Annotated in this window: 18 protein-coding genes and 1 pseudogene; 14 read left to right on the top strand and 5 right to left on the bottom strand. The window is 47.7% G+C overall.

Translation table 11 applies throughout. The features are described 5' to 3' along the window. A complete protein-coding gene (locus tag ACYVFD_RS20945; RefSeq protein WP_461092453.1) occupies positions 1-3,237 on the bottom strand; it encodes an efflux RND transporter permease subunit in 3,237 nt (1,078 codons plus the stop codon). Between the two features lie 149 nt (positions 3,238-3,386). Then, positions 3,387-4,820, bottom strand: coding sequence for a TolC family protein (locus ACYVFD_RS20940; protein ID WP_461092452.1), 1,434 nt, complete (start codon positions 4,818-4,820; stop codon positions 3,387-3,389). 364 nt (positions 4,821-5,184) lie between these two features. On the opposite strand from ACYVFD_RS20940, the gene ACYVFD_RS20935 reads away from it, so the two are divergent. The 7 genes and pseudogenes from ACYVFD_RS20935 to ACYVFD_RS20905 all read left to right on the top strand — a co-directional run bounded on the left by ACYVFD_RS20935 (position 5,185) and on the right by ACYVFD_RS20905 (position 13,177). Continuing rightward, a complete protein-coding gene (locus ACYVFD_RS20935; protein ID WP_461092451.1) occupies positions 5,185-7,104 on the top strand; it encodes a sialate O-acetylesterase in 1,920 nt (639 codons plus the stop codon). 21 nt (positions 7,105-7,125) lie between these two features. Beyond that, positions 7,126-8,670, top strand: a complete 1,545-nt coding sequence (locus tag ACYVFD_RS20930; RefSeq protein ID WP_461092450.1) for a glucuronyl esterase domain-containing protein — start codon at positions 7,126-7,128, stop codon at positions 8,668-8,670. A gap of 248 nt (positions 8,671-8,918) precedes the next feature. Further along, positions 8,919-9,239: a hypothetical protein gene (locus ACYVFD_RS20925; RefSeq protein WP_461092449.1), complete on the top strand. Its 321-nt coding sequence runs from the start codon at positions 8,919-8,921 to the stop codon at positions 9,237-9,239. A gap of 212 nt (positions 9,240-9,451) precedes the next feature. Then, complete coding sequence (locus ACYVFD_RS20920; RefSeq protein ID WP_461092448.1) at positions 9,452-10,057, top strand: hypothetical protein; 606 nt, start codon at positions 9,452-9,454, stop codon at positions 10,055-10,057. Positions 10,058-10,946: 889 nt separating this feature from the next. Further along, positions 10,947-11,796, top strand: a pseudogene (locus ACYVFD_RS20915) (IS982 family transposase). Positions 11,797-12,008: 212 nt separating this feature from the next. Continuing rightward, entirely contained in the window at positions 12,009-12,617 is a 609-nt protein-coding gene (locus ACYVFD_RS20910) for an outer membrane beta-barrel protein (protein WP_461092447.1), read from the top strand. A gap of 371 nt (positions 12,618-12,988) precedes the next feature. Beyond that, positions 12,989-13,177, top strand: coding sequence for a hypothetical protein (locus ACYVFD_RS20905; protein ID WP_461092446.1), 189 nt, complete (start codon positions 12,989-12,991; stop codon positions 13,175-13,177). 144 nt (positions 13,178-13,321) lie between these two features. On the opposite strand, the gene ACYVFD_RS20900 is transcribed toward ACYVFD_RS20905, so the two are convergent. Then, the gene (locus ACYVFD_RS20900; protein ID WP_461092445.1) at positions 13,322-13,915 is read right to left on the bottom strand and encodes a Crp/Fnr family transcriptional regulator; all 594 of its coding nucleotides are present in this window, start codon (positions 13,913-13,915) and stop codon (positions 13,322-13,324) included. Positions 13,916-14,237: 322 nt separating this feature from the next. Between ACYVFD_RS20900 and ACYVFD_RS20895 the strand changes: the two genes are divergently transcribed. Both ACYVFD_RS20895 and ACYVFD_RS20890 read left to right on the top strand, forming a co-directional pair. Then, a complete protein-coding gene (locus ACYVFD_RS20895) occupies positions 14,238-14,654 on the top strand; it encodes an OsmC family peroxiredoxin (protein ID WP_461092444.1) in 417 nt (138 codons plus the stop codon). Positions 14,655-14,859: 205 nt separating this feature from the next. After that, complete coding sequence (locus ACYVFD_RS20890) at positions 14,860-15,444, top strand: hypothetical protein (RefSeq protein WP_461092443.1); 585 nt, start codon at positions 14,860-14,862, stop codon at positions 15,442-15,444. Positions 15,445-15,564: 120 nt separating this feature from the next. On the opposite strand, the gene ACYVFD_RS20885 is transcribed toward ACYVFD_RS20890, so the two are convergent. Then, on the bottom strand, positions 15,565-15,690 hold the full coding sequence (locus ACYVFD_RS20885) for a hypothetical protein (protein ID WP_461092442.1): 126 nt from the start codon (positions 15,688-15,690) through the stop codon (positions 15,565-15,567). Positions 15,691-15,969: 279 nt separating this feature from the next. Between ACYVFD_RS20885 and ACYVFD_RS20880 the strand changes: the two genes are divergently transcribed. The 4 genes from ACYVFD_RS20880 to ACYVFD_RS20865 are packed head-to-tail and all read left to right on the top strand — an operon-like array spanning position 15,970 to position 18,872. Beyond that, the gene (locus ACYVFD_RS20880; protein WP_461092441.1) at positions 15,970-16,737 is read left to right on the top strand and encodes a MerR family transcriptional regulator; all 768 of its coding nucleotides are present in this window, start codon (positions 15,970-15,972) and stop codon (positions 16,735-16,737) included. A gap of 1 nt (position 16,738) precedes the next feature. Then, complete coding sequence (locus tag ACYVFD_RS20875; protein WP_461092440.1) at positions 16,739-16,921, top strand: hypothetical protein; 183 nt, start codon at positions 16,739-16,741, stop codon at positions 16,919-16,921. Further along, positions 16,918-17,595 (top strand): response regulator transcription factor, encoded by a 678-nt coding sequence (locus ACYVFD_RS20870; protein WP_461092439.1) that lies wholly within the window; start codon positions 16,918-16,920, stop codon positions 17,593-17,595. The genes ACYVFD_RS20875 and ACYVFD_RS20870 overlap by 4 nt, the downstream gene beginning before the upstream one ends. Continuing rightward, the gene (locus ACYVFD_RS20865) at positions 17,592-18,872 is read left to right on the top strand and encodes a sensor histidine kinase (RefSeq protein ID WP_461092438.1); all 1,281 of its coding nucleotides are present in this window, start codon (positions 17,592-17,594) and stop codon (positions 18,870-18,872) included. Before ACYVFD_RS20870 ends, ACYVFD_RS20865 begins: the two co-directional genes overlap by 4 nt. 3 nt (positions 18,873-18,875) lie before the next feature. Here ACYVFD_RS20865 and ACYVFD_RS20860 read toward each other — a convergent pair whose 3' ends face one another. Then, positions 18,876-19,661 carry a DUF2490 domain-containing protein gene (locus ACYVFD_RS20860; RefSeq protein ID WP_461092437.1) on the bottom strand — a complete coding sequence of 262 codons (786 nt, stop codon included), beginning with the start codon at positions 19,659-19,661 and terminating at the stop codon, positions 18,876-18,878. 258 nt (positions 19,662-19,919) lie between these two features. On the opposite strand from ACYVFD_RS20860, the gene ACYVFD_RS20855 reads away from it, so the two are divergent. Next, positions 19,920-21,830: a S9 family peptidase gene (locus ACYVFD_RS20855; protein ID WP_461092436.1), complete on the top strand. Its 1,911-nt coding sequence runs from the start codon at positions 19,920-19,922 to the stop codon at positions 21,828-21,830. Positions 21,831-21,905: the final 75 nt, after the last annotated feature.

Below are 21,905 nucleotides of genomic sequence, written 5' to 3'. Positions count from 1 at the left end.
TTAGGCTATGTGACTCAATTCCTGTTGCTCCTGATGATAATATTTGCTCTCGGGATCTTCAGGATCGAGTGATACGGACTGCGTGGTCGCTTTCCCTTGAAGTTGCGTAAATACACAGGGTAGAATCAGCAGAGAGGCCAGTGTAGAGGTGATGAGCCCCCCGATTACGGCCTGACCTAATGGAGCGATCTGATCGCCACCTTCGCCCAGTCCCGATGCCATTGGGATCATCCCGGCAATCATCGCAATACTGGTCATCAGAATCGGGCGAATCCGGCTATTAGCCGCCAGAACAGCAGCTTTGCGCGTATGGCCTATTTCGAGCCGTAAATTCTCGGCATTCGTCACCATCAGGATGGCGTTGGCGACCGATACGCCCACCGACATAATCAGGCCCATATAGGATTGCAGATTCAGCGTAGCGCCACAGGCCAGCAACATGAGCAGCGATCCGGCAACCACGGCTGGAATAGCAGCCAGAATCACCAGCGACAATTTAAACGACTGGTAATTAGCCGCTAACAACAGGAAGATAATCACGATGGCCACGAGCAGGCCCGTTTGCAGACTACTTAGGGTATCCGTCAGCAAATTGGTTTGACCACCCATTTCCACGATTACGCCACGAGGTGGTTCGCCTGCTTCCTTAATAGCCTGTTCAACGGCTTTACGAGCCGAACCCAAATCCTTTTCCTGTAAATTAGCCGTAACGGTTACCAGGTTATTTGGGCCAGCGCGGTCGTATTCGCCTGGTGCGGTTCCTTCCGAAAAAGTAGCGACATCCGACAATACCGGGCGCATTTCACCACTACGTAGCGGAATGTTGCCAATGTCGCTGGCGCTGCCCATCTGATACTCAGGAATTTGCACCTGAACCTGATAGGCCAGCCCTTTCGATTCGTCAAGCCATAGATTTTTGTCCGTAAACCGACTCGACGAGGTAGCTGCCACCATGGAACGGGCTACCTGCGTGGATGTAACGCCCAATTGGCCAGCCCGTTCGCGATTCATAGTCACGTTTAGAATAGGATAATTCAGCGGTTGAGCGATCTGTACATCGCGCAGGAAGTTGATTTTTGCCATTCGTTCCCGAATCTTATTGGCAAACCGCCCCGCTTCCTTCAGGTTCTTGGCCGCTACCTTCACTTCGATAGGCGTATTGGCACCCTGGCTCATAATCTTTTCGGTCAGCTCAATCGGCTCGAACGAAATAGCAGCCGTCGGTAAAGCCTTGGCAATTCGTCTCCGCAGTTCTTCCTTCAGATTATCCATCTTAACATGATAATCCTCTTTCAGCGATACCTGCAATACCGCTTCGTGCGGACCACTGTTAAAGACGAAGATATTGGATGTACCATAGCTGGATGGGACCGTACCGACATAAGCCGATGAAATGTCAAGGTTTTCACCGCCTACCGCTTCCTTGATAATCCCAAGCACTTTCAACATAGCAACTTCAGTGCGCTCTACCCGCGTACCGTCGGGAATACGTAGACGCATTTGAAACTGGTGACTATTGCCGTGTGGCAGAATATCGGTTCCAATAACCATGAAACAGGCAACAATAACCGCCAGACTACCAATCAGATACCCGCCAACGACCAGACCACGTCGATTCAGAATTCGATCCAGCGCTGCTGAATACCGCTGTTTGAATTTCTCAAACCCTTTCGCATTAGCGGCAGGGTGCTCACCTTCTTCCTCAATCATATGCCGTTCCTGTGCATCGAGTGCCAGTGTAGGGGCTTCGTGCTTGGGATGGCTTTTCAACAACCAGTTGGCCATAACGGGCACGAACGTTTGCGAAAGCAGGAACGACGCAATCATAGCAAATCCTACTGAGAGCGATAGTGGCAGGAACATGGAGCGCGGTATCCCACTCATGACAAAAGCCGGGGCAAATACGGCCAGAATAGCCATCAGAATCAGGAATTCGGGAAATACGATCTCTTTGCAAGCGTCCCAGATCGCTACAGCCTTAGGCTTGCCCATCTCCAGATGCTGGTGAATATTTTCGATCGTCACGGTGGCCTGATCGACCAGAATCCCGATAGCCAGTGCCAGGCCCGACAGCGTCATGATGTTGATCGTCTGGCCAAACAGATTCAGCATAATAACTGCCGATAGAATCGAGATCGGAATGGTCATAACCACGATGATTACGCTACGCCAGTCGCGCAGGAAGAGCAGTACCATCAACCCGGTCAGCACAGCGCCAAGAATTCCCTCGGATACCAGGCTTTTCAGTGCATTGGTTACGTAAACCGATTGGTCGAACTCGTACGAAATTTTCACATCTTCGGGCACCGCTGCCTGCAATTCGGGCATGGCCTTGCGAAGGTTGTTGACGACATCAAGCGTTGATGCGTCCGACTTTTTGACAACGGGAATATAAACCGCCCGCCGGCCATTGACGAGTGCATAACTAACGGTGATATCGGCAGCATCTTCTACAGTACCAATATCCCGCACAAACACCGTTGGTCCTGAGCCAACGCGAATAGGTATGTTCAGAAAATCTTCCGGCCGTTTAACCAGCGAGTTAACAGGTGTCATCAGGGTTTTATCGCCAACCCGAATATTACCGGCAGGCGACGGCTGGTTGTTCGTTACGATGGCTTTAATCACCTCCTCAGGTGTTAGCTGATAACTACGGACCAGTTGCGGATTAACTTTGATAACGACGGATCGCTGGTTTCCGCCAAATGGTGGTGGACTGGATACGCCTGGAATCCGGGAGAACATGGGCCGCACCCGCGACGAGGCATAATCCTGAATTTCATTGAGGGAGCGACTCGGACTTTCAAAAACCAGCTGCCCCACCGGCACCGAACTGGCATCAAATCGGACAACCTGGGGCGGCACGGTACCTTCCGGCATGTACGCCTTAGCCCTCGACACGTTGTTGGCCACCTCAGCCGCAGCCTGCGCCATATCCGTTCCAGGATAAAACGAAAGTTTGATCAACGATAGACCCTGAATCGTTTTTACATCGACGTCGCGGATACCCGACACATACAGGAAGTGATCCTGGTAACGCGTCGCCATGAACCCATCCATCTGGTCTGGAGACATACCACCATACGACTGCACAACGTAAATCGTTGGTAAATCCAGGTTCGGGAAAATGTCGACCGGAATGGTAAACAGCGACATGATTGAGAAAAACAGAAGCCCCATAACCGCTACCACCACCGAAATAGGTTTTCGTAGCGCCGAACGAATGATGTTATACATAATTTTTTAGTGTTTCATATTGTGGTGTCGGGTTCTTAAACCCGACATGATGAGGTTTTGAGAAACCGTTTATATATGTTACTCATACGGTTTTGAGAAACCGCCCTCGTCAGGTTTAAGAACCTGACCTCACTAAACACATATAGACATTATTTTACCTGATTCATAAACAAGGACAAATCACCCTCAGCGGCTGATTTCAGGAGCAGGAAACGCCAGACATTGCTAATGGCTACATAACCGTCAACTTCAGCCCGGTTGAGCGTCACAACACTTTGTAGAAGCGTTGGCAAATCTGTCAGGCCGCTTTCGTAACGGGATTTGGCCTGATTATACGCCTGTCGGGCAGCACGTAACTGAATGGGAGCCTGACGAGCCTGCTCTAAAGCCACTTCATATTGCGTATCGGCCTCCTGATATTGGCGGGTAATCTGTAAGCGTTGCGTATTCAATAACTGTCGGGAACGTTCCACCAGAAATTGATCGGCCTGATAATCGCGTCTGGTGCGTATCATATTGGTTAAGTTCCAGCGTGCCACGATTCCAACGAGGTAATTACCCACCTGGTAGCCCAGACCATTAATCTGATCACTCAGAAAAATATCTCCCTGATTGGAAAAGCCCGAACCTCGCGCATTCCCTACCCCTACGAGCGATATCATAGGCATACCCGACCGCTGCGTAGCCAGACTTCGGGCTGCCGACAGATTGATCTGCGACTCAAATAGCCGAAGGGTTGGATTTTTGGGAGAAATCGAATCAGACAGAAAAGAATCGTTAGGCAGATCGGCGTAGAAACGCATACTATCGACCCGGAGATTGGCCTGAAGTAAACCGGTCAGCTCAGAAAGCCGTAGCCGTTGTACCTGCTCACGCTGTTGACTTTCGAGCAGGAGCAATCGCGCCCGAACGGCCTCTGCGGTTGCCAGTGAACTATCGACACCCGCTCGCATGCCCGACCGCACCCCCGAATCGACTACTCGTTTGAAGGTTTCGGCCCGATCCAGATTACTCCGCTGAATCTGGACTAATTTCTGGTTGATTAGCAGCAGCAAATAGGCATCGATGGTTCGCACCTGATGCTGGAAGATTTCATTTTCGTAATCGACCTGACTCCGTTGCAGGTCAGCTTCGGCAACGCCAATATTCGCCTTAACTCGCCCAAACGTAATAGCCCGCCATTCGATGGAAGCTGTAGAAAAACTACCAAAACTGGCCTGCGAAACCGCCACAGGCCGCACCCCACCTGATGTCGAGATATTGACGCTTTCATTGGGAAAGAACGAACCATTCAGGCTGTTGCTAGTGGCGTAGTTATACTGATGCTGGAGCAGCATAATCGGCATCAACTCGGTCCGACTGGCCTGTACCCGACGCTCGACACTACTGATTTCGGCCTGCTTCGCTTTCAGGAACGGGTATTGCCGAATGCTCTGCTCCACCACCTGATTCAGCGTCAGGGATTGACTCCAGGAGGGTAACCCAGACAAGCTCAGCCCGATTAATAGATACCCGGTTTGCCAATAACAGCGTCCGTTTGTTGAAAATCGTCGCCGAACGTAATCGAAAAGGAAGTTCGTCATGCTCCTACTACCCAACAGTCTTTAACCGACGGCCAGGTGTATGCAAAACACAACATCAATTTTGGAAACATTTGGGAAAACAGACGTCTGGTTAGGTGTTTATTGCTATTAGCGACCAGAAAACATTAGATTCTACTGTTATCAACTGCATGAACTTTCTGGCACTAACACATTCTGTCATTACCTGTTATTCGTCGTTCATAGAATTTAGAGAAAAATGAATAGTTAGTAAACAGGCCAACAATGCTTTTTGAACTCGAATACCGATAGAACCAAACCATACATCCGCTTTAGTTTGGTTCTATTTTTCACGCAATCTCTGCAACCGATTGCAGAAACTACCTAATCAGGTAATATACTTATAATGAAACAATTAGTAACCGTTTGTCTGCTGTATCTTCTGACAATACCTGTACAGGCTCAGCTTCGTTTACCGCGATTGATCAGCGATGGAATGGTCTTACAACGCGACACGCCCTTGACCATTTGGGGCTGGGCCAAGGCGGGTGAAAAAATCACGGTGCGTTTTAACCGTAAAACCTATAAAACCGTCACCGATGCCGCCGGAAAATGGCAGGTCAAACTAGTACCCATAGCAGTAGGTGGACCCTACACTATGGACATTGTGGGCAGTACCCAACTAACTGTAAAGGATATTCTGATCGGCGATGTCTGGTTTTGTAGCGGGCAGAGCAACATGGTACACCAGCTCAACATCCATGACGTAACCTATGCCAGCGAAATTGCGAAGGCCAACTACCCGCAAATTCGTCAGTTCTGGATACCAACGCTTACCAATCTACAAGCTCCCCAGAGCGATCTGCCTAATGGCCAGTGGAAAGCTGCTGTAGGCGAAGATGTTCGGCCTTTCTCGGCTGTGGCTTATTTCTTCGCCAAAAAAATTCACGAAAAATACGGCATACCCATCGGCATTATAAACGCCAGTGTGGGCGGTACACCCATCGAAGCCTGGATGAGCGAAGACGGCCTGACGGATTTCTCTACCCTCAAAGCCGCTGTTGAGAGGAATAAAGACACCACCTATATAAATAGCCTTACCCGCCGACAACCAACCAACCGCCCTGCCCCTCCTATCGATTTAGGATTGACCGGAGCCACAAAATGGTATGACCCGGCTTACACGCCAAAAGGCTGGCGGCCCATCAATATTCCGGGTTTCTGGGAAGACCAGGGACTAAAAGACCTGAACGGTGTGGTCTGGTACCGTCGGGAAGTTGACATCCCGGCATCCATGATTGGCAAATCGGGCAAAGTCTTTCTGGGCCGAATCGTCGATGCGGATGAGCTATACATTAACGGCAAATCGGTGGGCCGAACCACCTATCAGTACCCACAACGTCGGTATACTGTTCCGGCCGATCTGCTGAAAGCCGGAAAGAACGTGTTTGTGGTGCGGGTGACGAATACGACCGGCAAAGGGGGCTTTGTACCTGACAAGCCGTACTGTGTTTTCGCGGGAGCCGATACGGTTGACCTAAAAGGGACCTGGCAGTATAAAGTCGGCACCGTTTACCGACCTATTGAAGGGCCGTTTGGTGGTGGCATTGCCGCTCAGAACCAGCCAGCAGCCTTGTACAATGCGATGGTAGCGCCCGAAATCAAGTACGCCATCAAGGGATTCTGCTGGTACCAGGGCGAAAGTAACGCTGGGCAACCAGAGCAATACCTCACGTTGTTGCCAGCCTTGATCAGAAACTGGCGAAATCAGTGGCAACAGGGAGAGCTACCCTTTCTGTTCATCCAGCTTCCGGGCTTTATGGACTACAACTACCTCCCGTCGGAAAGTAACTGGGCCATCCTGCGGGAAGGGCAACTCAAGGCCTTGTCGGTACCCAACACGGCAATGGTCGTGGCCATCGATCTGGGCGAATGGAACGATATTCACCCTGACAAAAAGAAGTCGGTAGGCGAACGGCTGGCTTTAGCTGCCCTGAAAACGGCTTACCACGAAAATCTGGTTTCCTCAGGTCCCTTGTATCAAGCTTCGACAGTCGACGGCAATACGATAACCATCCGCTTTACGAATGTTGGCGGTGGGTTGATCACCAATGATGGCGAAGACCTGGGCGAGTTTGCCATTGCGGGCAGCGACAAAAAATTCGTGTGGGCAAAGGCCAAAATCGAAGGCGATAAAGTGGTCGTGTGGAGCGACGAAGTACCTTCTCCCCAATACGTGCGATACGCCTGGGCTGACAATCCCGTAAATCCGAACCTATATAACAAAGAAGGGCTGCCCGCTTCGCCGTTCCGAACCGATAATTAATCTTCCTAAACCGCTACGTATATGCCGAAACATCTGACTCTTTTTTTGTTGATGGGCCTTCCCGGCTCGGCCATTGCCCAACAAGCTGCTATTGACAGCAGCAAGTACCCTCCGCTGAAAACAATGACGGCTCAGCAGGATCAGGGCAACATGATGCAGCAACTGGGCATCAAAAAATTAAGGCCGGGGCCAAGTGGCAATGAATCAGATCCTAATCATGCCAATTATGATGAGTCGCAGGCCAATCCCTGCCCGCAGCTACCCGATGTACTAACCACTAAAAAAGGGAAGAAAGTAACGACACCGGAGCAATGGTGGAGCGTTCGTCGCCCTGAAATCATTGACGATTTTGAGCGGGAAATATATGGTCGAGTCCCGGCTAATGTTCCGAAAGTTACCTGGACAGCGAAAGTTACCGATAACGAATTTGTAAGCCGTATTCCGGTGATTGCCCGGCACATGACTGGCCGGGTCGATAACAGCGAATACCCGTTGATCAATGTGAACATCAACATGGTACTGGTGTTGCCGCAGCATGTAAAGGGCCCAGTACCCGTCATGATTATGCTGGGTTTCCCAACCCTACCGGCACCGGCTCAGCCTTCTCTGCCCGAGATGGAAAAGATCAATACGGCGTTTAAGGAGATGATGATCAGGAGCAACCCGGAGCTAAAAGCCATCTTCGATAAATACCCGGCTTATTCACCCATCACCCGGCTGCCCGGACCCAATTTCTTTGCCCCCGCACCCAACGGCGACTCACCACCGACCGAGCAACTGTTAGCGGCTGGCTGGGGGTATTGCACACTGGAACCGGGTAGCATTCAGGCCGACAACGGCGCTGGCCTTACCCGAGGTATTATTGGGCTGGCCAACAAAGGGCAACCGCGAAAGCCAGAGGATTGGGGTGCCTTACGAGCCTGGGCCTGGGGAGCCTCGCGGGTGCTGGACTACCTGGAAACCGACCCACAGGTAAACGCCAAACAGGTAGCCATTGAGGGCGTTTCGCGCTATGGTAAAGCAGCCCTGGTAACGATGGCTTTCGACCAGCGATTTGCCGTCGTGTTGATCGGATCTTCAGGAAAAGGCGGTGCCACGTTGCAACGGCGTATTTTTGGGGAGGCCGTCGAAAACCTGGCTGGAAGCGGAGGATATCACTGGATGGCCGGTAATTACCTGAAATATGCGGCTTCGGAATCATCGCTGGGGCCTAAAACCGGCTGCGACCTTCCCGTCGACTCACACGAGCTACTGGCTCTTTGTGCACCAAGACCTACCTACGTCAGCTACGGTATCCCCGAAAAAGGCGATGCCAAATGGCTCGATCAACTGGGTAGTTACAAAGCAACCGTAGCGGCCGGACCGGTTTTTCAGTTGTTGGGTGCTAAAGACCTAAGCGCCAATAGTGAGTATAACAAAGACATAATGCCCCCCGTATTGACCGGCCTAATGAACGGCGAACTCTCCTGGCGACAGCATAACGGTGGCCATACCGACGCGCCAAATTTCCAGTATTTTATTCCATGGGCCAGTAAGCTGTTAAAGTACGAACGGGTAGCTAAATAATGGTTACGGTCTCCGCTTACCAAGCCTTTTGGTAGAATTAAACCTATCATCGAACACCAATTTTGTCATGCTGAGGAACGAAGCATCTCAAAGATAAAGAACGCTCAGGTTGTAGCTTCGTTCCTCAGCATGACAAAGGAAAGTCTTAAATTGAGAAGCAAATCGTACCCGAACTCGCTCCTTTTTTAAAGCATGTCTATCAAAATGGCTTGAAAATAGTTATCCGTTCATACCTACTTTTCGCACGGATGACTATCGAACTCTATAACACCTCCCTCACTGATTCTTCAGAACCCATCGATTCCCCTATCTCCAACATCAACGGCGAACTTCCCGATCAGGAACCCGTTCTTGAATTAGGAAATCTGCTCGGCAGTTTCGACACACGGGAAGAAGCACTGGCCTTTGTGAATGATCAGGCTGCAAGCCAGCAACAACAGGTTACCGATAGCCGGATTGTCAAATTTGATGCATATACCCATGTCGAATTATTGGCCGTAACGCTTCAACAATCTGACCAATCAACTGCGTTTAGGAATTACTATCTCGTTCTGGATGAAGGGTATTGAACAATTACGCAATGGACCTGCCCGGATAAACGCTTCCACCACCAGCAAAGTGAGATGGGTAAGACATAAGTTTTTGCCTGACGTTTGGTACTTTGACTTACATAAGCCAAATTATTCAACAAATTTAGCCGCATTATTTCCAACCATTAGTCATCCTATTTGGTCTAATCAATTGTTACTATTTTTGTCATATACGTACACTCAATCTGTTTATGAAAAAACTGTTACTTGTGGGCTTAATGACCCTCTCTATCCAGGCTTTTGCACAAAACACTCAAGGAGTCAATCGGTTGTTCCAAAAAAGAACTTGGTTGGTTGGTTTACAAACCGCTTTTGCCAAAGGAAATCTTAATACGAGGAACACGACAAAGAACGATCTAATTTTCCAGGCCTTTGGCGGTTACTTTGTTGTGGATAAACTGTTGATTGGCTTGAGTGGAACCTATATGCAGCAACAACAGCCGCTAAGCTTCCAAATAATCACGCCTACCTTGGGCCCAATAGTGCGGTATCAATTTACCCAGACTAGGGTTTCTCCGTATTTGACGGCTTCGTTTCAAATCGGAAGGGGATATACTTCGGGTATACTCCAGGTTGATGGACCGAATGGTACCAAAATAACCCCAACTTATACCACTGGCTTTCCGACTTACACCCGTTCCTTTGGAGCAGGCTTGAGTATAAGCGCAGTTTCTAGATTTCGAGTCGATGCCGCTCTTCATTGGCAGGATATGGTGGATACGCCCAATGTACGATTTGGCTACGGTAGTTATCAGGCCCAGGCAGGTATAACTTATCAGATTGGGGGTAAAGAATAGCCATAATAGCTTTGTTAGGGCTGAGAAAACCAGATTAGTACACTGGCAAACACTCTGTCTAGTTAGTACTGATTTTTATTTCAATCGACTTATTGATGAGGTCAATCTAAGTCGCTTCATATCTAGCATAAACTAGTTCACCAGTCTGGTCAATTTGCTCGAAAGGTGCTCGAGTTACCTGTAAATCAACCTCACCACATATCGACCCGGTAAAGTCGCCTTCTAACTCTCCATAGACTGCATAGTATATATCTTTCTCATCGTCAGTGAGTTCTCGATCATTATAGATTCGTAGCAACAAATGACCTGATTTAAACTCAACAAAAATAAACCGAGTACAGCTAAGGACATTAAAGAGTAATGCTCTAGAGGCAAATAGTCTTAGCTGTATTCTATCCATCTTTTGGTGTATAACCTCTTGTAGTTTAGCTAAAGTAACGCAAACTATGGGATTTTTGACCGCGTAGCGACGGTCGGCCGCTGCCGTCGGATGTTGGTAGAAAAATTGGCCTTCAGAGCAACTGGCGTGCCGTAGGTATGCGACCTGAACCAATTTTGCGTACCTACGGCACGCCAGTTAGCTCTGAAGGCCAATTTTTCTACCAACATTTCGTGCCTATGGCACTTTAATTAGCTAATAATCAACGCCTAAATCTCATAGTTCACGTTAAAGTACTAAAATTCGAGTTAAATTCTGTTTTACAAATGGCCCATTTTAAAGCGTATTATATGAAAATAAAATCTTAAGGCCACAATCAGTTTCTAAACGTAACTAATCTAAGTTGCATGAAAGGGGATTGATTTGATAGGCGAACCCCTAAAAACAAACAGACATAGCATAAGCCAGATTACCTTTGAAGTGCGAAAACAGAGGTAAATCTAACCAGCTATGTCTGAGAAAGTAGTGGCAATTTATTGCTTTTTGCCGGGCCGCCGGTGCGGATGATTATTTCATCGAAGTGGGCAAAAATCAGGGGAGTGTAAAACCCCAGACAACCCCTAAAGTTAGCGACAGTATTGTGTTGACAACCGCCCTCATATCGGCCCGTTTCTTTGGTGGAAATCAAGCTTCGGCTATGCTATACATGGCTGATAAACAGGGTGTTGTTATGCTTGAAAAGTCGGCATTTAATCGTCGCCTTCATCGCCTGGCGACCACTCTGAGTGCCTTGTTCTACTATCTGGCTGAGTTTTTCAAAACACTCAATTTGAGCGGAGAATATCTGATTGATTCGTTTCCTGTTGCTGTTTGTGACAACATCCGCATTGGCCGCTCGCGGTTGGTTAAAGGCGAGGAGTATCGAGGAAAGATTGCGTCGAAGCGTCGATTCTTTTTTGGCTTTCGTGTTCAACTCATCACCACCCGTGACAAGCAACCGGTTCAGTTTTTTATTCTGCCGGGTTCGTATGTGGATGTGACGGCGCTTCAGATGATGCATTTGAGGTTGCCAGCGGGCAGCGAAGTCTATGGGGACTCGGGCTACACCGATTACGAGCAGGAGGATTTGTATGCTGACAGTGAGGGGATTAATTTGAAAATACAACGAAAGCGTAATAGCCAACGCCCCGATCAAGCTTGGGAAGCTGCTTACAAAAAGCAACTTCGTCAGCGAATTGAGCAGGCATTTAGCCAGATTACGATGCGATTTCCCAAGAAGATTCATGCCATTACCGAAGCGGGGTTTCTAATTAAAATCGTGTTGTTTTTGCTGGCTTATGCCCTCGAAACAAACTTGTGACATACAACTTAGATTAACTAAGGTAAGTAATACTTTGTCTATCGCGAATTGGAAGTCAATTTAGGGTGGTTAAATCTGTCCAATTGCGTACGGGAGTTGTCCAAAAATGGACAAACCATCAAATGAAAACCCATTCTATTTTGACTAAACAAACAATACAAGAAGTGGCAAACTAATTGTTCAAATTTACCGAAGACAACTAGATTACTCTTATGAAAACGATCCACTTTACGTTCATCCTACTTGCTATTTGCTCCTTGGCTGAGGCCCAGACTTCGAAAGGAAGCTGGCTAATCGGTACGCAGGCCGGTAATTTTAAGTACCAGAATGAAGGGCAATATTCTCAAAAAGTATTTTCGGGCAGTATTACCCCAACCGCTGGTTATTTCCCAATTGACAATCTGGTGGTTGGCACGGGGGTGCCGGTTAGTTACTATACGACATACCTGAAATCACCCGACTTTAAAATGTATCAATTGAGCTATGGCCTTTCACCTTTCATCAATTACTATTTTGGCAAAGCGCCCTTAAAACCCTACCTAGGCGTAGCTTACAGCTATAATCATACGGATAGCTATTCCAGATTATTCCTTAATGGCGAATCAAAAGCGACAGGCTATTCAACGGTCTTAGCGCCTACGCTTGGTTTAGCCTATTTCGTAACCAGACACATTGGACTTAATGCAGGGTTGAGTTATAATATTCAGCACATACACCCACCTTTTTTAGATAATCTTTCTGTTACCAACCAAACCATTCCTCAACCTGACAATAAATACTTTTCGCTGGATATTGGCATTCTCTTATCGTTTGGAAAATAACCCGTTCAACTCAACTACTGATAACCAATTATTCGAACCTGTTTAAACTTTCTATAATTGAGCACTAATTGCTCGTGCTTTGTCATCCCGAGGAACGAGGGATCTCCGGGTGAGCCGATTGAATAATCTTCGTCCGAAGATCCCTCGTTCCTCGAGATGACAAAAAAGCGATTAGAACAAAAGTTTAAACAGGATCCATATCAATTCATTATAAATTAAACAGTTACTATATTGAATTTTAACAATTAAGCCGTCGTAGCTTGGTTCAGGTTGTCAATGTTGCGTTTGCGAATCGACTAAATTCTATCAGTTACAAACTTCATCCGCTTTAAACGGTTTACAGGATATAGTCCTAAACAAATCAAACAAATATGAAAACGGTTAGATGGTATTCGCCAGGGGGCGAAGCAGAACAGGGAGGAAACATGAACGATAATAACGAGTCTGGCCAGCGTCAGGAAGGGCAGCACGAACCCGGAAATACGCCTTTAGAAGATCAGGAAGAATTGCCCGGTGGCTATATTCATGGTCATGCCGAAGCCGACAAAGACGAGGAATAAGCCAGTGAATTTCGGCAAAAAGCCATTGGCACAAGTTTAGTTCTGTATATAGAAATACGGCCTGGTTTGCTACGGCAGATCCAGGCCGATTTATTTTTAGACTTTTCTCATTTCTTAACCGAAAAAGCACAATTTGTCAGCATTCTATTTATGCGCTACCTGAGCCCGGATGCGGCTGAGTGACGGGCCTTTAATACCCAGATAGGAAGAAATATGCCCCAGCGATACCCGATTCAGAATACTTGGGTAATTCGTCAATAAATCCATATATCGTTCTTCGGCCGATTGGGTCAGCAAACTTTCCGAACGGGCCTGGTTGAACATAAAATACTGCTCGGCCAGCAAACGCCCGAAACGCTCCCATCCGTGCGATTGTGCATACAACTGCTGCAGATGGTCATAGTCGATCACCAGCAACTCGGCATCTTCCAGCGCTTCAATCAGATATGGGCAGGTCGTTTTTGTCAGCAGGCTTTTTAGCGAAGTCAGAAAGGCGTACTCGGGAATAAAATAGAGGTTATGTTCCTGTTCCGTTCGAGGATCGATGTAGTAGACCCGAAAAATTCCTTTCAGAATAAACCCTACCTGCCGACATACCGAGTTCTGAAAATTAAAATACTCGTGTCTGGCTATGGTTCTGACAGTCCAGAACGGATCGCCTAGCTGCAGATCGTCTTCGGAGAGTTTGGCGAATTGCTGTAAATGCTGGTGTAAGGAAGTGTGTTTCGTGACAGACATGGGCCATTAGCTAGTTTCAATAGAACGCCGATTATTATGACTCTTATGATGTACGCGGATCTTAATAAATCATGAACCTGTTTAAACTTTTAAAGAAAAATCGAAAGTGTGTGCTTTTGTCATGCTGAGGAACGAAGCATGACAAAAAAGCGACCCAGCTTTAACGAAATTTGAAAAGTTTATACAGCTTTCATAATCATCATAAAAATCCGTGTTCTGTATTCTCTTCTCTTTTTAACATAGGTGAAAAATTGACAAAAAGTGCCCGGCTACCTTTGAGGCATCAAAAAACAAATCACGAAACAATCTAAAACTTACGCTCATGAAAATCGTACGCAATGCCTCTGCTCACTGGACTGGAACCGGAAAAGACGGAAAAGGAGACCTAACCACCGCTAGTACCGTTCTGAACAAAACTCAATATTCGTTCAACACCCGGTTTGCCGATGGAGTCGGCACCAACCCCGAAGAACTGGTAGCGGCTGCCCATGCAGGTTGTTTCGCCATGCAACTGGCCTTCAATATTCAGCAGGCCGGTTTTGCCGCCGATTCGCTGGATGTTAAATGTGCCATCACGCTCGAAGACAGTGGTATTTCCAGCTCAAAACTGACACTTACGGCCGCAGTACCGGGTCTGGACAAAGCAAAGTTCGACGAATTGGTTGATCATGCTGAGCATAACTGCCCCATCTCGAAGCTGTTCAACACCACCATCAGCGTCGACGCTACGCTAGCCTAATTTTTTGCTAGTAAACTGCGAGGGCGCGATGGCGCAAAAAAGTATAAATCGACTACTTTTTTGCGCCATCGCGTCCTCGCAGTTTATTTAATGAGAAGCCCAGTGCCATTCATCCTTATCCATCAGTAATTTACTGACCATCAATTCTTTTATAGGTAAATAATAATGAACAGGGCGAGAACAACGTCCATAACCGATTTGCCTGATGACTATTCCTCCAAACCTCCTCAAAGCTCTCGACTGGACCATCGAAACAATTCAGTTCTGTAAAAAAAACTTTGGATTTATATTTAGCCTGGGGCTGATTGCGGCTGTTGGACGAGCCATTCAGTTGAAAGCGTTTGGACCTATTAGCCCCTTGTCGCATGGCTTACTGGAAGTTGTTGTGGAGTCGGCCCGAATTCTGATTTTTCTGTACGCATTGGGGCTTACCAATATCCGGGCTGGGGCAACGCGGCTAGTCCAGATCATCACCAACAAACAGGGCCGGAAGCAGAATTGGCGGTTGGCTCTTCAAAAACTTCGAACGAAATGGGGCGCCTTACTGGTTAATCTGGTCGTGTTTTCGGTCATTGCCTTTCTGTTCAACAAGCTGATCGACCACATTGCCTACGAAACCTGTCTGTACATCACCCTAAAAGCTCGTCAGCTTATTTCCGATCAATCGTCGGAATGGGCGATCATTCTGTTCTTCAAGAATATTTCGGTGATCCCATTCACCTTGATCTTCAACGCACTATTCTGCCTTTGGCTCGTTAACCGTCTTCCCCGACCCGCTTTGGCTAAGTAGAGCATTGACCATAACCAGTACGGCCCGACGGGTCGAATGTCTATAGAAAAACCGCCTGGCTATAAACATTCGATCCTGTCGGGGTCGTACTATTACTATTGGTTCTTTGTCAATACAGGCTTATTTATGCGATTGATGCAGGGCTGCGGTCGCTTTATGCTGGGCTTTGATGCTACGAGCCATGAGGGAGCCAATCATTAATGACGACAGAATCAGACTGAGTAGTAAGCAGTGTTTGAATTTCATGGTAGTTGTTGTTTACTGTTGGAAGGGAGGGTACAAAAATGATTGATCGGTCCATCTACTCCTACCATAAATTGATTAACCGTCGAATTTGAGGGATAAAACGCCCGAAAACAGCGATAAATCCCAGCAGCCCTTCGCTTGCTCACAACGATAAATACGATCAGGTAAGACGCTAAAGAGACCTGACAAGTGTAATTGTAAAAAAAGTCAAAATTTTCCTTGACTCTCCCCTTACGTCATAGTCTACATTTGCCTGCGTCAATCAAAGCAGGTGTTTTTATGCGACAGTATTCGGTCAATAAGCTGGCAAAACTGGCGGGCGTGAGTGTGCGCACACTTCATCATTACGACCGGCTGGGTCTGTTAAAACCATCAGTACGTACCGAGGCTAAGTACCGGCTGTATGGCGACAAGGAGTTGGTCCGACTGCAGCAGATTCTCTTTTACAAGGAACTGGATTTCTCACTCGAGGAGATTCTCCATATTCTGGAAGACCCCGAATTTGACACGCTGAAAGCACTCGAAAGTCATAAGCTGGCTCTGCAGGCCCGGCAATATCGACTATCAAAGCTATTGGTGACGATTGATAAAACAATTTCAACCTTAAAAGGAGAACGAGTCATGCTAACCAACGAAGAGTTATACGAAGGCTTCCCGAAAGGTAAGGAATACCGACAGGAAGCCATTGAGAAGTACGGCGCCAAAGCCGTTGAAGACAGTGAGGCCAAATTACAGGGAATGGGTAAAGCAGGGTTTGAGCAGTTAAAAGCCGACCAGCAAAATATTGCGCAGAAACTGGCCAGCATGGTCAATCAGGACCCGACCAGCCCAGCAGTACAGCAACAGATAGCCCGGCATTACGCCAACATCCGTGGCTTTTGGGGTGAAGAAGCCTGCCAGTCGAAAGATATGGCTAAAGCCTATAAAGGGCTCGCGCAACTGTACATCGACGATCCACGATTTACCAGCCAGAACGGTAAGGAAAATCCCGAATACGCTGCCTTCCTGCACAAAGCGATGGTGTGCTTCGCCGATACGCAGATTTAGAATGAAACACAGAGTATATTGTAACGCGGGTTTCCACCCGCGCTATCCGGTTGATAATCGCGGGTTTCCACCCGCGTTACAATATACTCTGTATACGCTGCGTCTCCTGTTTAAACCAATCTTCCAGAATCTTTCCAACATTGCCATGTACTTTCGTATCAGCAACGAGTCGACAATGGGATGAAAGTACTGGTGATTGAAGATGAACAGGGGCTGGCTGAGAGTATTACCGATTACATGGTAAAAGATGGGTATATCTGCGAAACCGTAGCCACATTCCACGACGCCGAAGAAAAGATCCATCTTTACACCTACGACTGTGTGATTGTTGACCTGACCCTCCCCGATGGCAATGGCTTTCAGCTAATCGAAATGCTGAAACGGCTTATGGCTACTACGGGCGTCATCATCATATCGGCTCGTAATACGCTAGAAGATAAGCTCAAAGGGCTCGAAATTGGCTCCGACGACTACCTGACCAAGCCCTTCCATCTGTCTGAACTCAACGCCCGTGTAAAATCGTTGATGCGCCGACGGCAGTTTGGCGGGCATACCGAAATTCGGTTTCAGGAGCTTGTCGTTGTGCCCCAAACGCGGAAAGTGTTTGTAAACGGCCAACTCACGACACTGTCACGAAAAGAGTATGACTTATTGCTGTATTTTCTCTCGAACGTCGATGTGGCACTGACCAAAGCTTCCATTGCTGAACACCTTTGGGGCGACAACATCGACTCAGCCGATTCGTTCGATATGGTGTATTCGCACATCAAAAACCTGCGCCGGAAACTGCTGGAAAAAGGCGCTGCCGACTATGTTCAGTCAATCTACGGTATCGGCTATAAATTCAGTCAGCCTTGAAACTGCTCGCCAAAACCAACCGGATCTATCTAACTTTCTCGCTGGTCATTTACCTGCTGACGGCCCTGGCTTTTTATCAGATTATCCGGTTGTTGATTTACGACGAAGTAGAAAGCCGGTTGCGAGTCGAACGGCGCGACTTTGAGACCTATGTGCGGGCGCATAACAACTGGTCGAGCAGCCCCTATTTTGTGGAGAATAAGATCGAAGTAGTACCCGTCAGCAAACGTCAATCGGTTGGCGAGTCCTTCAGGGATACACTGATTCTTAACCGGTACGATCATGAACTGACACCGTTTCGCCAGCTGACGTTTTATGAACCAATTCATGGGGTTATGCACCGGGTTTCGATCCGTAAGTCGCTGATTCAGACCTATCGACTTATCGAGGTCATTACGGCCACGATGGTCGTTTTTCTGGGCTTACTGTTGTTGGGCATGTTCTGGTTCCAGCGACGATTGTCGGGGCAGCTCTGGCACCCTTTTTACGATAGCCTGTCCCGGATCAAACGCTTCGATCTTACGAATAATCCAACGCTGGAATTAGGCCAAACCGAAATTACGGAGTTTACGGAACTGAACGACGTGCTCCAGAAAATGGCGGCCAAAATGCAACAGGACTATCGCAGTCTAAAGGAATTCACCGAAAATGCATCGCACGAAATTCAGACACCTCTCGCCCTGATCAATGCCAAAGTCGAGCAGTTGATTCAAACAGAGCAACTTTCTGAAGTGCAAACGCACTGGATCGAAACCATTTACCAGGCGTCCCGTCGGATTTCCCGACTGAATCAGGGGTTACTGCTCCTGGCGAAAATCGAAAATCGGCAGTTCAACGACAGTCAGGTAATTGATATAGCCAGCTTACTGATCGAAAAACTGACCGACATGGAGGAAGTACTGTCGTTCAAACGGTTATCGATACAGATTGGCCCCGTAGCGCCGTTCGACGTCAATTTACCGACCGCACTGGCCGATAGTCTGGTAACGAATCTGGTCAACAACGCCATCAAACATAACCAGCCCGACGGTCGAATTGAGTTACTTTCCAGCACCGATCAGCTATGTCTGCGCAATACGGGTGGAGCCTTGGTTACCGATCCCAAACGGCTTTTCGAACGATTCAAAAAAGAAAGTACCGGCTCCGATTCGGTAGGGCTGGGTCTGTCCATTGTCCGGCAAATCTGCGACAGCTACGGACTACGGATTGCTTATCAGGCAACGGACGGTATTCACGAGTTTTGTATCACTCGGGCGCAACAATCAACCTACGAATAGCGCCTAATCAGGCTGGGTAGGCAGTTTTTCTGAATTGCTATGGCGTTTTAGTCGATAGATCAGCCCAATAACGAGATTGTTTTTACCCGTAGCTGTTTGTGGAGAAAACACACCGCTTTCGAAGGTAGCCGGGTTATAATTGGTTTGGTTGACAGCCCCAACCTGCACAATCCAGTGCGAATCGAACTGATAGCCTGCGCCTACATAAAATCGGTTCCGCTCAAATACAGGCCCAACCGGGTTCAGGAATATCTCGTCGTAGATCGACAGGAAGAGCGTTTTATCCGTAATGGTGTGCTTATTGATCGGAATGAACGTATTGAATCGGTATCGGATTCGATTTCGAAAGGGTGTACTACCATCACGGTAGGTAAACCAGCGCTGTTCTATGCGGTACCGATGCTCAAATTTCAACCTCGACAGGTACTGATTGACGGTCAATTGCTGCCATAAACGTTTCTCGGTATTGAGCGGACCAGCCGATAAATCCTGATAATCGTAGGTGGCATATCGTCCTCCTGCTACCATCAGCGAGAAATTTTTATCTACATCGTAACTGATGCCTCCTTTCAGTTCATTGTAGAAGAATTGCTGAAAAACGCCATTGCTCCGGGCCTGTACTTCGGCAAAACCACCCCATTTTTTTTCGCCACCCGGCAGCACTAAGGTGCCAATCAGCCAGGTTCCGGTTGGAGTCGATGGAGTAAGTGACGTTTGCGCCAGCGTGCGTCCGGCGAAAGCCAAGAACAGGCTGACCGTCAGTGCAGTACTAAGTTTTACTCGATTCACAACTATGACTTGTTACGGTAATTCTCTAAGTAGAATTACGCACAAAAGTAGGCAACGTTACAATCATATTATATCACGTATCTCAATGTTAACAAATGCTTAACATTGAGATACTCCTCGGACAGAATTCTGGAAAGCATCCAATTCCTAAAAACTTCTCTTTCAATTACTTTCGTTAGACTATTATTGCCAAATTTGAGGATATATGTCACGTACCTGGCGAACCTGCCCATTCATTTCTCATCAACCATTTTTCCCATGAAAACACTATCTTACAGGCACCTCTTTTTGCTAATCAGCCTTTGTGTAGGTCTGCCTGAGCTACGAGCAACTCCGGCTCCTAAACCTACCGCCGTTCGTAAATACACAATTGAGCAGTTCATGAAAACGATTCGCTTCGGTGGGTCGGATATTTCGCCCGACGAACAACGGGTATTGTACAGCAGCAATCAGGATGGCGTGTTCAATCTCTACGAAATGCCATTTAATGGCGGTGATCAGCCTAAACAACTAACCTTCTCAAAAACGAACGCCATTTTTGCCATCGGCTACTTACCCGACGGCAGAATCCTGTACAGCAGTGACCAGGGCGGAAACGAACTAACGCACATCTACTTACGCGAAAAGGATGGCACGATAAAAGATCTTACCCCAGCCGAAAAAGCCAAATTTCAATTTAACGGCCTCAGCCACGACCGCAAGAGTTTCTTCTACGAATCGAATCAGCGAAATGCGGCTGCGTTCGACGTGTACGAAATGGATATTGCGACACTAACCCCTAAACTCCTCTTCGAAAATCCGGGGGGCTTCTTCCCCGGCGACGTATCGCCTGACAAACGCTACCTGTCCCTTACCAAAACCATCACTACAACGAATAGCGACGCCTATTTGTACGACTCGCAAACCAAAGAAACCAAACTTCTTACCAAACATACCGGCGACGTAAGCAATGGTGCTGCTGGCTTTACACCCGACGGTAAAAAGCTGCTGATTTCGACCAACGAAAATGCTGAGTTCTCGTATGTGAATGCCTACGATCTGGCAACGGGACAAAAAACGGTATTGGACAAAGCCAACTGGGATATTTCGAGCGATTATCTCTCGTATCGGGGTCGCTACCGGGTTTTGTCTGTCAACAATGACGCCCGAACCGAACTCAAAATCATCGATAACCGTACGAACCAGCCGGTTAAATTAGCTGCCTTACCCAGTGGCGACATTACAGGAGTAAGCATTACGGATAGCGAAGATCGAATGATTTTCTTTGTCAACAGCTCTAATTCACCAGCAACGCTCTATTCCTACGATTTAAAGTCGGGCAAGGCTACCCCTCTGGTCAAAGGGCTCAATCCTGAAATCAATGCGGATGATTTGGTTTCGGGAGAAGTAATTCGCTACAAATCGTTCGATGGGATGGAAATTCCAGCCTTGTTGTACAAACCCAAAGAGGTGCAATCAGGTAATAAACTTCCAGCCATCCTATCGATTCACGGCGGACCGGGCGGTCAAACACGGCTGACCTATTCACCGCTGATACAGTACCTGGTCAACAATGGGTACGTGGTGCTGGCGGTCAACAATCGGGGCAGTTCGGGCTACGGCAAAACGTTCTACGCGGCTGATGATCGAAAACATGGCGATGCAGACCTGAAAGACTGCGTGGAATCGAAGAAATTTCTGACATCAACCGGCTATGTTGACTCCGCTAAAATCGGCATCATGGGTGGTTCGTACGGCGGGTATATGACCCTAGCCGGGCTTACTTTCACTCCCGATGAATTTGCCGTGGGGGTCGATATTTTTGGTGTGGCCAACTGGATTCGGACGTTGAACAGCATGCCCGAATGGTGGGGACCTCAGCGCGACGCGATGTTTAAAGAAATTGGGCACCCCAAAACGGATTCGGTTGCCCTGTACAACAAATCGCCGTTATTCCACACCGAGCGAATCAAAAAACCGCTGCTCGTGATTCAGGGAGCCAATGACCCTCGTGTCCTGAAAATTGAATCGGACGAAATTGTCGCCAATGTTAAGAAAAATGGCGTTCCTGTTGAGTACGTCACGTTCCCCAACGAAGGGCATGGTTTTGTGAAAAAGGAAAACGAAATCACGGCTTATAAGGCAGTAAAAGAGTTCCTGGACAAATACCTGAAAGGCATCAGGCAATAACTGATAGAACCATACCGGCGGACCGGCAGATAATTATGATTCTTATGATTTGTTAAGATCCGTGTAAATCATAAC

The organism is Spirosoma gilvum (assembly GCF_054776815.1).
This window is presented reverse-complemented; position numbering and strand designations above follow the sequence as displayed.

Excerpts from the sequence above, each read along its gene's own strand:
- ACYVFD_RS20910 (WP_461092447.1), top strand. The coding sequence starts at position 12,009 with ATGAAAACGATCCACTTTACGTTCATCCTACTTGCTATTTGCTCCTTG.
- ACYVFD_RS20870 (WP_461092439.1), top strand. The coding sequence starts at position 16,918 with ATGAAAGTACTGGTGATTGAAGATGAACAGGGGCTGGCTGAGAGTATT.
- ACYVFD_RS20875 (WP_461092440.1), top strand. The coding sequence starts at position 16,739 with ATGAAACACAGAGTATATTGTAACGCGGGTTTCCACCCGCGCTATCCG.
- ACYVFD_RS20945 (WP_461092453.1), bottom strand. The coding sequence starts at position 3,237 with ATGTATAACATCATTCGTTCGGCGCTACGAAAACCTATTTCGGTGGTG.
- ACYVFD_RS20925 (WP_461092449.1), top strand. The coding sequence starts at position 8,919 with ATGACTATCGAACTCTATAACACCTCCCTCACTGATTCTTCAGAACCC.
- ACYVFD_RS20885 (WP_461092442.1), bottom strand. The coding sequence starts at position 15,690 with ATGAAATTCAAACACTGCTTACTACTCAGTCTGATTCTGTCGTCATTA.
- ACYVFD_RS20880 (WP_461092441.1), top strand. The coding sequence starts at position 15,970 with ATGCGACAGTATTCGGTCAATAAGCTGGCAAAACTGGCGGGCGTGAGT.
- ACYVFD_RS20930 (WP_461092450.1), top strand. The coding sequence starts at position 7,126 with ATGCCGAAACATCTGACTCTTTTTTTGTTGATGGGCCTTCCCGGCTCG.
- ACYVFD_RS20900 (WP_461092445.1), bottom strand. The coding sequence starts at position 13,915 with ATGTCTGTCACGAAACACACTTCCTTACACCAGCATTTACAGCAATTC.
- ACYVFD_RS20935 (WP_461092451.1), top strand. The coding sequence starts at position 5,185 with ATGAAACAATTAGTAACCGTTTGTCTGCTGTATCTTCTGACAATACCT.
- ACYVFD_RS20895 (WP_461092444.1), top strand. The coding sequence starts at position 14,238 with ATGAAAATCGTACGCAATGCCTCTGCTCACTGGACTGGAACCGGAAAA.
- ACYVFD_RS20905 (WP_461092446.1), top strand. The coding sequence starts at position 12,989 with ATGAAAACGGTTAGATGGTATTCGCCAGGGGGCGAAGCAGAACAGGGA.
- ACYVFD_RS20920 (WP_461092448.1), top strand. The coding sequence starts at position 9,452 with ATGAAAAAACTGTTACTTGTGGGCTTAATGACCCTCTCTATCCAGGCT.
- ACYVFD_RS20890 (WP_461092443.1), top strand. The coding sequence starts at position 14,860 with ATGACTATTCCTCCAAACCTCCTCAAAGCTCTCGACTGGACCATCGAA.
- ACYVFD_RS20940 (WP_461092452.1), bottom strand. The coding sequence starts at position 4,820 with ATGACGAACTTCCTTTTCGATTACGTTCGGCGACGATTTTCAACAAAC.
- ACYVFD_RS20855 (WP_461092436.1), top strand. The coding sequence starts at position 19,920 with ATGAAAACACTATCTTACAGGCACCTCTTTTTGCTAATCAGCCTTTGT.